We start from the raw sequence: 9,860 nt of genomic DNA on the forward strand, positions 1-9,860 counted from the left end.
ACCCCGCCGCCGCATCGGCCACCTCATCACCGGCTACGCCCTGGCCGCCATCGCCGGCGCCGCCGCCCAACCCCTGATCACCCTCCTGAGCTGACCGAACCCGAAACCACACAAAGGGCCGCACCGGCAACACGAAACCCGGTGCGGCCAGGGGTTGGGGAGGTCATCGGGACACGGTCGAGCGCTACTGCACGTCGAACTCGTTGCCCTCGGGGTCGCGCATCCTCACGTGCGAGGCCCCGGGTTCCTCGACCACCGCGACGGAGACGGCGCCCAGCCCCTCCAGGCGGGCCACCTCGGCGTCGCGTTCCCCCGGTGCCGTTCGCAGGTCCAGGTGCATCCGGTTCTTCACCGTCTTGGGTTCGGGCACCTGCTGGAACAGGATGCGCCGCCCCAGACCGGCCCCGGTGAACTCGTGCACGGGGTCCTCCGGGTGGCGGATGACCGCGAGCGTGCGCCAGGCCTTGCGCCCGTCGACGACCGTGTAGTCGTCCTCACCGGCCAACCCCTGAGCGAGCACGTGTTCGATGAGGGCGCCGTTGTCCTCCGGTTCGTAGCCCATCGCCGCCGCCCAGAAGCGTGAGAGCGTGAGCGGTTCGGCGCAGTCCACGACGATCTGGTAGTCGAGAGCCATCGTCCGTCCTCCGGTCGGGGAGTGGGACCGCACCCACTCGCGGACCTTCGTTGTACCCCTCACGTGGGACAGGACGCGGGCACGTCGCCGACGACGCCCCGCCCCCTCCACCCGTGCCTCCCGACCGTCACGTCCACCGGGCCCCTGCCGGCGAGGTGCGTTCAGCCGCGGCGGGCGAGCCAGGTGATGGCGCCGATCAGCACGACCGCGACGACGACGCCCCCGAGGATGAGCGGGGTGGAGCCGATGGCGGCACCCCGTTCCTCCTCGGCGTCCTCGGTCGCCCCCTCCGGGGTGTCCGGGGACGACTCCGCCGGTTCGTCCACCGCCGCGTGTTCGGGCCGTTGGTCCCCTTCCAACGGCACCCGCCAGACCGGGGCGTGTTCGCCCTCGGTGCCGGCCATGAGCGCGCTCCCCTCCGGGGTGAAGGCGATCGACTCGCCCTGGTCGCTCTCCGGCAGGTCGAAGGAGCCCACGGAGGTTCCGGGTACACCGTCCGCGGAGTCGTAGATCGTCACGCCCCAGTAGGTGCGGATGGCGTAACGGGTGCCGTCGGCGCTGAACGCGGCGTCGGTGGCGAACAGGGGCGCGGAATCGATCCGCTCCAGGACGTTCTCCCCCTCGGGGGCCAGGTTCTCGGGGGCCGCGTACACACCGCCGGAGAACTCCTTGGAGACCACGTACAGACGCCCGTCGCGCGGGTCGATCATCATGCCCTCGGCATCACGACCACCGTCCTCGTAGGTGAAGGTCAGCACCGCCGGGTCCAGGACCATGTCGCCCAGGACCTCGGGCTCGGCGAAGTGGTACACCCGGATGTTCGGCCAGCCACCGCCGAAGTTGTCGCCGATGTCGCCGACGAACACCGCCGGCTCCCCCTCCGGCCCCTCGGCGAGGGCGATGGCCTCCCAGTCGCGGCGTTCCAGGTTCAGGGTGACCGTGGCGACGGTCTCGCCGTCCTCGTTCACGGCGTACACCTCGCTGGGGTGGTCGCCGCTGTCGTTGTGCGTCCACCACACGCCCTCGTGGCGCAGTGACGGGGCCAGTCCGCTGGACTCGGGGATTCGCGGGTCCTGGAACTCGAAGGCGATCTCCGACCCCTCGGGGCCCTCGCCACCACGCGGATAGTCCGTCCCTCCGTCCCCGTCCTCGGGGATCTCCGGCTCGGCCGCGGCGGGCACCGCGGGAGCGAGGAGGAACAGGGCAGCCGCGAAGAGGGCCAGAGGAGTTCTCATACCGGCCATCCTGCCAGGGGAAGGCACAAGTGGCTTGCACCCGGGCGGGAACGGGCACATTCGGCTTACAGAGCGCCGTAAGGAGAGTCCGCATGAGGATCGTCGCCTGTCTCAACGGTGATCGCCGCCCGGGTGCCCACCCCTCCCTGCCCGTGTCCGTCGACCGGCTCGTCGCCGACGCCCACTCCGTGGTGGAAGCGGGTGCGACCGCCCTCCACGTTCACCCACGAGATCCCAGTGGAGCAGAGTCGCTGGAGCCGTCCGTGGTGTCGGCGTTGATGGAGCGGTTACGGGCCGAGGGCCCCGACGTCCCGGTGTCCCTGACCACGTCCCTCTCCGCCGAATCCGACCCGTGGAGACGCTACGACCTGGTGCAGAGATGGGCGTCGCCCACTTTGCCCGACTCGGTCTCGGTGAACCTGCACGAGGCCGGATCGGTGGACCTGGTCCACCTGTTGAGCGATCGCCGTGTGGAGGTCGAGGCCGGGGTGTGGACGGTGGACGCGGCCCGGATCCTGGTGGCCACGGGGATCGAGGTCACCACCGTGCTGGTGGAGCCCACCCAGGTGGCCGTGGAGGACGCGCGGCGCAACGCGGAAGCGATCAACACCCTGCTGGATCGCGCGAAGGTGAGGACGCCGCGGTTGCTGCATGGAGCGGACGCCACGGCGTGGCCGATGCTGGAGGACGCATTGGACGCCGGGCACGACATCCGGATGGGTCTGGAGGACACGATGCGCCTGCCGGACGGCGCGGAGGCCTACGACAACGCCACGCTCGTCGCCCACGCGGTCGGCCTGGCCACCACCACCGCCTGAACCCGATCGCGCCTCTTCCTTCCGTGAACGCGTGTCCCTACGCCCCGCCGTTCTCGGACAGGCGACGTTCGAGACGTTCCTCGGTCGCCGAGAGCGCGTCGATGCGTTCGCGGACCGCACGGAGTCGTTGCTCGTAGAGGGCGACGGCCGCTGCGCAGTCGGGTTCGCGGACCAGGTCCAGTTCGAGGCAGGCCCGCAGTTCCCCGATGTCCTCGGAGGTCAGTCCGGACTCCAGGAGCAACCGGATGTTGCGGACGCGATCGACCGCGTCCGGTCCGTATTCGCGGTACCCGTTCGCGGCCCGTTCGGAGGCCAGGAGACCGCGTTTTTCGTAGTAACGCAGGGAGCGCACGCTGGCACCACTGAGTTCGGCCAGTTCTCCGATGCGCATGGATCCTCCGTGTCCCACCGTCATGACCACCGTCCCAGACCAGACTCCGCTCCCCTGGCGGGCCAGGGGTTCGGGAACCGCGGTGGGGTACCGGCGAACGGACAGGGCCATGACCACCAGGGCCAGGAGTCCGACGGCCGCCGCGGCCGCGGGCACCGCCGCGCCCCCGGAGGAGGCCACCACCGCGCCGCCGACCATGCCCGCCACCGCGGTGCCCACGTAGAGTCCGCCGGTGTTGAGGGCGAGGGCCTCGGTGCCGGCGTCACCGGCCAGGCCGAGCAGCCGGGTGCTCATCGGCGCGGCGAAGCCCCAGGCGGCGAACCCCCACAGGGCGAGGGCCCCGCCCAGGAACCACACAGGGAGCGCTCCCTCGCTCAGCGGGGCGAGGAACGCCAGGACGACGCTGGTGGCGACCATCCCGACGAAGGTGACCAGGAGGACCCGGTCCGCGCCCCAGCGGTCGGTGGCCCGCCCGCAGACCAGGGCGCCGAACGCGCCGGCCACACCGATCGTGGCGATCAGTGGGGCCAGGACCACACCCGAGGAACCGGTGAGGTCCGCGGTGATCGGAGCGACGTAGGTGTAGGTCATGAACCCGCAACTCGCGCCCAGGACGGTCCCGGTGACGCAGAACAGGATCGCGGGACGGGCCAACGCCCCGACCTGTTCACGTGGTCCCGTCTGCGGCGATCCGGGGATCGAGGGCAGCAGAACGGCCGAGGCGACCAGGACCAGGCAGGTGAGGACGGCCACAGCCACGAAGGCCGCGCGCCAACCGAAGGCGGCACCGAGCACGGTGCCGGCCGGTACCCCCAGGAACAGCGAGACGGTGAGGCCGGCGGCCACGACGCCGACCGCACGACCGGTGCGTTCGGGGGCGGACAGCCCCGCCGCCATGGCGAAGGCCACCGGGGTGATGAGGGCCGCCACCAGCGCGGCGCAGACCCTCAGCGCCATCAGCGCGACGTACCCGGGGGCCAGAGCGGTGATCAGGTTGACCAGTGCGAACAGGGCGAGCGCGCCGAGCAGCAGGGCGCGTCGGGGCAGGCGGGCCGTGGCGACGGCCAACGGCGGGGCCGCCACGGCGTAGGTGATCGAGAAGACCGTGACCAACTGCCCCGCGGCGGCCGTGCCCACGTCGAGGTCCTGGGCGATGACAGGGAGCAGGCCGGCGATGAGCAGGTCGTCGGTGCCGACGGCGAAGGCGGCCAGGGTCAGGCAGAGCAGCCACCCCGGACGTGCTGTGCGTGAGGACATGGCGGAACGCTAAAACCCTGACACAGGTGTCAGGGTCAAGCCGCGTCTTGGTCGGCTCCGGCCCGGTCAGCCGAGGAGGGCGCCCAGGATGACGATCGCCATGATCGAAGCGAGCACCACTGGCAGCAGCCAGCGCTGCTTGCGGTTGTTGGTCAGCATGCTCATGACGTGCCGCGCTCCGGTACTCGTTGGTATTCGCCATCCCAGGGTAGTCGCCAGGTCCGGGCGGTCCGGTAGCGGTCCGCCCTTCCCGGTCGGCTCTGCACCAGGTCGACCCGATCGGCCCGCCAACCGACCCGCGGCGGGTCTCCCAGCGCCCGCAGGATCCCGCCCGGAGAGCGCGATGGGCGGGCGCGGGCGAGGGTGAGGTGCGGCACGAAGGGACGTGACGCGATGGGCACCCCGTTCATCCGCGCGACCGCGGTCAGGTCGTGGACCAACTCGTCCAGGGGGCCGGCCACGCCCGCCCAGAACACCGAGGCGGGACCGTCGTTTCGAGGGAAGACGCCCCAACCGTCGAGCGCCAGGCGGGGTGCGGGGTGTCCGTGCAGGGCGTTCTCCAGAGCGTCGGCGATCCCGGGGACGCGTTCGTCGGCCACCTCGCCGAGGAACAGCAGGGTGAGGTGCCATTCCCCGCTCCGGGTCCAGCGCAGCCCCGGTTCGTGCCGACGCCCCCGGTGCACGGCCTCGCCCAGCGCGGCGAGGACCTCCTCGGGAGGCCACAGCGCGACGAACAACCTCATGGGGCCATCCCTCCTCCAGTAGGCGAAACGTCCTGTTCGGGGTTAGGGTCGCCGGGTCCCCTTCAGACTCTTCCCCGTGAGCCGCCCCATGTTCGTTCTCGTCGGTGTGTTCGTCGTGCTCACCCTGGCCGCACTGGTACGGATCGCCGCCGGGTTCGGCTTCGCGCTGGTGTCCGTCCCGGCGCTGGCACTGCTGCTGGACCCGGTGACCTCGGTGGTGCTCGCCGCGACCTTGTCGGTTCCGCTGAACCTGTGGGTCGCGATCGGCGACCGGGCGCACGTGGACCGCAAGGGTTCCCTGCTGTTGTCGGGATGCGTGCTCGCCGGGGTTCCGTTCGGCCTGTGGGCGCTCAACGTCGTGCCCGAATCGACGCTGTTGCTGCTGATCGCGCTCTCGGTGGTCGTGGGAACCCTACTGGTGGGGCTGCGGGTACGGGTGCCCGGAGGGATGGGCGCGGTGGCGGGGATGAGCGTGCTCTCCGGCGCCTCCTTCGCCGCGACCGCGATCGACGGTCCGATCCTGGTGGCCGGCCTCCAGGGGTCCCGGCTGGCCGACCTGCCACCCAGGGTCCAACGCGCCACGCTCGGGGTGGCGTTCTCGGTCACCAGCGCGGCGACCCTGGTGGGGTTCGGGTTCGGCGGTCAGCTGACCTCACAGGTGGGCGGTCTGGTGGTGTTGGGCGTCCCGGCGCTGCTGCTCGGCACCTTCGTCGGGGAGCGGCTGTTCCGGAGGTTGGACGCCGAGCTCTTCCGACGCACCGTCCTGGTGCTGTTGGTGGTGAGCTCGGTGTCCATGGTCACGCGGGTGGTCACCGCCTGACCTCCCGCGCCTCCTCCGGTACCGGTTCCACGATTCGTTCCGTCCCTGGAACCTCCCGCGGCCCGGGCTTCGCCGCGATTTCGCCGTCGACCGCCGCCTCGCTGGAACCACGGCGGCGGGTCGGCAGCAGTTCGCGCACGTGAACGCCCTTGATCCGCAGGAGAACGGCCGACAGCACGGCGACCACGACCGTGGTGACCGCGCCGCCCACGATGAGGCTGACCCTGGGCCCGAACGCGTCGGCGAGCATGCCCACCACCGGAGCGCCGATCGGGGCCACTCCCATGAACACCAGCAGGAACATGCTCATCGCCCTCCCTCGCATCCGAGGGTCGACGCTGAGCTGGAAGGTGGCGTTGAGGGTGGTCACGTAGGTCATGAAGAGCACACCCATGGGGACCAGGATCACGACGAACGCCACGTAGCCGGGCATGAGCCCGGCGATCAACTGGGAGACCCCGAAGCCCATCGAACCGATGAGCACCAGTCGCAGCCGTGGCTGTTCGCGTCGGGCGGCCAACAGCGCGCCCGCGAGCGCACCCACAGCGAGTGCCGCGGCGGCCACGCCGAACGCCTCGGCTCCGCTCTCGAACACGTTGTTGACCATGAGCGCGATCTGGTTCTGGCTGTTGGCGCCGAAGAACTGCACCGACGCCGCCAGTGCCAGCAGCACGACGAGGTCGCGTCTGCCACCGATGTAGCGCAGTCCCTCCCTGATCTGCCCCTTGCCGCGCGGCACGCGGTCGGTGGAGTTGAGCTCACCGGCGCGGATCATCAGCAGCGCCACGATCGTGAAACCGAACGAGGCGCCGTTGATCATGAACACGGGGCCACTGCCGATGAGGCCGATCAGCAGACCGGCGATGGCCGGACCGGTGACCCGCCCGAGCTGGAAACTGGCGCTGTTCAGGGCGATCGCGTTGGGCAGCAGCTCACGGTCGACCATCTCCGGGACGAACGCCTGCCGCCCCGGGTTGTCGAGCACGGTGATCATGCCGAGGCCGAAGGCGAAGAGGTACACGTGCCAGACCTCGGCGGCGCCGAGGGTGGCCAGCACACCGAGCGCCACGGCCAACACGCCCATGGCGGCCTGGGTGAAGACCAGAAGGCGACGCTTGTCGAAACGGTCGACCATGGCACCGCCCCAGAGCCCGAAGAACAGCATGGGCAGGAACTGCAGGGCGGTGGTCATGCCCAGCGCGATACCGCTGCCGCCGCTGAGCTGGAGCACCAGCCAGTCCTGGGCGATGCGCTGCATCCAGGTACCGGGGTTGGACACGAGCTGACCGAGTGCGTAGATGCGGTAATTGCGCACGCCCAGCGAACGGAACATCGCGATACGTCGCATCATCCCCTCCCCTGTCGGGCGAACCCGTGGAGGGGGGCTGAAACCAGCATCGTGGCGGAGGTACGGGAACAAAGAAGTAAACGGCGTTGACTCATCACTTGAGCCAACGCCGTTCACCGCCGCTTCCATTCCCCGTCATTGATGGGACGACCCCATGAGTGACGGAGAACGCGTTTCGATCCGGGGGGAGGATCAGCCGATCAGGGCGTAGATCGCCGGTTCCGCGAAGTGGATCAGGAAGACCACCGAGATGAGCCAGAGCAGCGGGTGCACTCGGCGCGCGCGCCCCGTGACCAACATGACGAAGGCGAAGCCGAGCAGACCGAACCCGATGCCGTTCGCGATCGAATAGGTGAACGGCATCATGATCATCGCCAGGAAGGAGCCGATGCCGATCGCCGGGTCCTTGAAGTCGATGTTGGTGACCTGGGTGAGCATCATGAAGCCCACGATCACCAGCACCGGCGTGGCGGCCTCGAAGGGTACGAGGCTCACCAACGGGGTGAAGAGCGTGGCGATCAGGAACATCGCACCGGTGACGATCGGCGCGATACCGGTACGAGCGCCTTCACCGACACCCGCGGCGGACTCGGCGTACAGGGTCGCGACCGAGGCCGAACCCAGACCACCGAGGATGGTACCCACGGAGTCCGCGACCAGGACCTCGCGGGTGCCCTCGATGTTGCCTTCGTCGTCGGCCAGACCGCCCTGGTGCGCGACACCCACCATGGTGCCCATGGTGTCGAAGAAGTCCGCCAGCAGCAGCGTGAAGATCAGCATGATCACGGTGGCGACACCGACGTCGGACCACCGCTCGGCGATGTTGAACCCGCCCTCGGTGAAGAGACCGAGGAGGGAGACGTCGGGCACCGCCACGAGGTCGTCCACGCTGGTGGGGAGGCTGGGAACGGTGAGCGCCCAGCCGAGGCCCTCGGCGCCGTCCCCGAGCAGGGACTCCACCACGATGGCGAGGGCCGTGGCGACCACGATGCCCAGGAGCAGGGCGCCTCGGACGTTGCGCACGTAGAGGGCGATGCTGACCAGAAGACCGATGACGAAGATCAGGATGGGCCAGCCGTTGAGACCGCCGTTGCCCAACTGGACCACGGTGCCGTCACCGGACTGGATGAAGCCGGCGTTCACCAGGCCGATCATGGCGAGGAAGAGACCCACGCCGACGGCGATCGCGATCTTGAGGCCGGGCGGGATCGCGGCGAACACAGCGGTACGGAACCCGGTGAGCACCAGGATCAAGAGCAGGACGCCCTCGACGATGATCAGCAGGAAGACGTCCGCCCAGCTCATCAGGGGAGCGATCCCGTAGGCGACGATCGCGTTGAGGCCCATGCCCGCGGCGATGGCGAACGGGTAACGGCTGACCACGCCCATGAGGATGCAGGAGAGGGCCGCCACCAAAGCGGTCATGGCGGCCACACCCGGGAGTCCCAGGGTGTCCCCGTTGATGTCCTCGGCCGTGCCGATGATCAGCGGGTTGAGGACCACGATGTAGGCCATGGCGAAGAAGGTCGCCATGCCGCCTCGGATCTCGGTTCCAAGGGTCGAACCGCGCTCCGTGATCTTGAAGTAGCGGTCCACCGGCCCCGTGGGCCGTCTGGTGTGTTCAGTGGGGGATGCATTCGGTGCGTTCACGTCATCAGCCTGACCTGGTCGTGTTACGGGACATCAAGGATTCTGCGCCAGATTAGTTGCATCTTCGTACAACAGCATCCTCTGGAGTCACTCCAGGTTTGTACAAATCACCATGTGATCGGATGATCGGATCTCCAGATGTGAGCAACACATCTCCGCTCCGACCTCCCACGACGTCTCCGACCCCCTCGCTCCGACGGCACCGGATAGCCTGAACCCGTGCGCAAACCTCGCCGACCAGACCCGGAAGTTCACGAGACCGACTACCGAGTACCGGCCGCCATCGGTACCGGCGCGTGGGCGGTCGCGCTCATCGTGCTGCTCGCCATGGGCGACTCCCTGCCCGACTCCGAACGCTGGTGGATCGGTGTCTGTGCGACCGGAATCGCCCTCGGCGTCTTCGGGTTCCTCTACATCCCCCGGCTGTTCCGCAAGCGCGAGGAGACGGTCGAACGCGCCGCCGAGCGGATCGAGGACCGTTCCCGAACCCCCTGACCTGTGCCGGCCGCACCGTGAACCTGCCCGATAATGGGCGGGTGTCTGAGACAGAATTCCCGCGCGGTCTCGCCGACCGCCTTCGCGGCATCCTCATCGACGCCGACTACACGGTGTCCGGTGTCCGCGACCGGCTCGGCGACGCCGCCGCAAAGGCCCTGGCCCGCGAACAGCTGGTGCCCGCCCTGCGCGCCACCGGCGGAGAGGAACGCCTCGGACTGCTGCTGCGTCTGTGGTGGCTACGCGGTGCCGTCCCGCTCCGCGCCGCCCGCGGCATCCTTCCCGTGGACGAACTCGCCGAAGCCGGCCTGGTGCGCGTCGACGACGGACCCGAAGGTCAGGTGGTCCACGCACTCGTGCACCTGGGCCCCTGGGAGCTGGAGGACGGCCGCCCCGGGTTCGTGGTCTCCGACCCCAAGGTTCGCCCAGGCAGTGGCGACGTCCCCGGCCACGACCACGTCGTGGGCAC

The 9,860-nt window shown here is 69.5% G+C and carries 9 protein-coding genes and 1 pseudogene; 4 read left to right on the forward strand and 6 right to left on the reverse strand.

Annotation, left to right across the window (positions count from 1 at the left end):
* Positions 1-184 precede the first annotated feature (184 nt).
* Positions 185-634 (reverse strand): VOC family protein, encoded by a 450-nt coding sequence (locus K8V84_RS23885; protein WP_304078833.1) that lies wholly within the window; start codon positions 632-634, stop codon positions 185-187.
* 161 nt (positions 635-795) lie between these two features.
* The gene (locus tag K8V84_RS23890) at positions 796-1,869 is read right to left on the reverse strand and encodes a hypothetical protein (RefSeq protein WP_304078835.1); all 1,074 of its coding nucleotides are present in this window, start codon (positions 1,867-1,869) and stop codon (positions 796-798) included.
* A 92-nt stretch (positions 1,870-1,961) separates the two neighbouring features.
* Here K8V84_RS23890 and K8V84_RS23895 point away from each other — a divergent pair, with 92 nt between their 5' ends.
* Positions 1,962-2,687, forward strand: a complete 726-nt coding sequence (locus K8V84_RS23895; RefSeq protein ID WP_304078836.1) for a 3-keto-5-aminohexanoate cleavage protein — start codon at positions 1,962-1,964, stop codon at positions 2,685-2,687.
* A 37-nt stretch (positions 2,688-2,724) separates the two neighbouring features.
* Here K8V84_RS23895 and K8V84_RS23905 read toward each other — a convergent pair whose 3' ends face one another.
* Both K8V84_RS23905 and thpR read right to left on the reverse strand, forming a co-directional pair.
* Positions 2,725-4,335 (reverse strand): MFS transporter, encoded by a 1,611-nt coding sequence (locus K8V84_RS23905; protein ID WP_369696663.1) that lies wholly within the window; start codon positions 4,333-4,335, stop codon positions 2,725-2,727.
* Positions 4,336-4,496: 161 nt separating this feature from the next.
* On the reverse strand, positions 4,497-5,078 hold the full coding sequence (gene thpR / locus K8V84_RS23910; protein ID WP_304078837.1) for an RNA 2',3'-cyclic phosphodiesterase: 582 nt from the start codon (positions 5,076-5,078) through the stop codon (positions 4,497-4,499).
* 76 nt (positions 5,079-5,154) lie between these two features.
* On the opposite strand from thpR, the gene K8V84_RS23915 reads away from it, so the two are divergent.
* Positions 5,155-5,898, forward strand: coding sequence for a sulfite exporter TauE/SafE family protein (locus K8V84_RS23915; protein WP_304078839.1), 744 nt, complete (start codon positions 5,155-5,157; stop codon positions 5,896-5,898).
* Here K8V84_RS23915 and K8V84_RS23920 read toward each other — a convergent pair.
* Together K8V84_RS23920 and K8V84_RS23925 are read right to left on the reverse strand one after the other, a co-directional pair.
* A complete protein-coding gene (locus K8V84_RS23920; RefSeq protein WP_304078840.1) occupies positions 5,888-7,246 on the reverse strand; it encodes an MFS transporter in 1,359 nt (452 codons plus the stop codon). The genes K8V84_RS23915 and K8V84_RS23920 overlap by 11 nt on opposite strands.
* Before the next feature lie 192 nt (positions 7,247-7,438).
* Entirely contained in the window at positions 7,439-8,896 is a 1,458-nt protein-coding gene (locus tag K8V84_RS23925) for an NCS2 family permease (protein ID WP_304078842.1), read from the reverse strand.
* Between the two features lie 219 nt (positions 8,897-9,115).
* On the opposite strand from K8V84_RS23925, the gene K8V84_RS23930 reads away from it, so the two are divergent.
* Both K8V84_RS23930 and K8V84_RS23935 read left to right on the forward strand, forming a co-directional pair.
* Complete coding sequence (locus tag K8V84_RS23930) at positions 9,116-9,391, forward strand: DUF2530 domain-containing protein (protein WP_304078844.1); 276 nt, start codon at positions 9,116-9,118, stop codon at positions 9,389-9,391.
* Between the two features lie 41 nt (positions 9,392-9,432).
* Positions 9,433-9,860 (forward strand): annotated as a pseudogene (locus K8V84_RS23935) (methyltransferase); the annotation flags it as partial.

Origin of the sequence: Nocardiopsis listeri (genome assembly GCF_020741345.1) — a bacterium.
GTDB classification, from domain to species: Bacteria; Actinomycetota; Actinomycetes; order Streptosporangiales; family Streptosporangiaceae; genus Nocardiopsis; species Nocardiopsis listeri_A.

Excerpts from the sequence above, each read along its gene's own strand:
- K8V84_RS23895 (WP_304078836.1), top strand. The coding sequence starts at position 1,962 with ATGAGGATCGTCGCCTGTCTCAACGGTGATCGCCGCCCGGGTGCCCAC.
- K8V84_RS23885 (WP_304078833.1), bottom strand. The coding sequence starts at position 634 with ATGGCTCTCGACTACCAGATCGTCGTGGACTGCGCCGAACCGCTCACG.
- K8V84_RS23905 (WP_369696663.1), bottom strand. The coding sequence starts at position 4,335 with ATGTCCTCACGCACAGCACGTCCGGGGTGGCTGCTCTGCCTGACCCTG.
- K8V84_RS23920 (WP_304078840.1), bottom strand. The coding sequence starts at position 7,246 with ATGCGACGTATCGCGATGTTCCGTTCGCTGGGCGTGCGCAATTACCGC.
- thpR (WP_304078837.1), bottom strand. The coding sequence starts at position 5,078 with ATGAGGTTGTTCGTCGCGCTGTGGCCTCCCGAGGAGGTCCTCGCCGCG.
- K8V84_RS23890 (WP_304078835.1), bottom strand. The coding sequence starts at position 1,869 with ATGAGAACTCCTCTGGCCCTCTTCGCGGCTGCCCTGTTCCTCCTCGCT.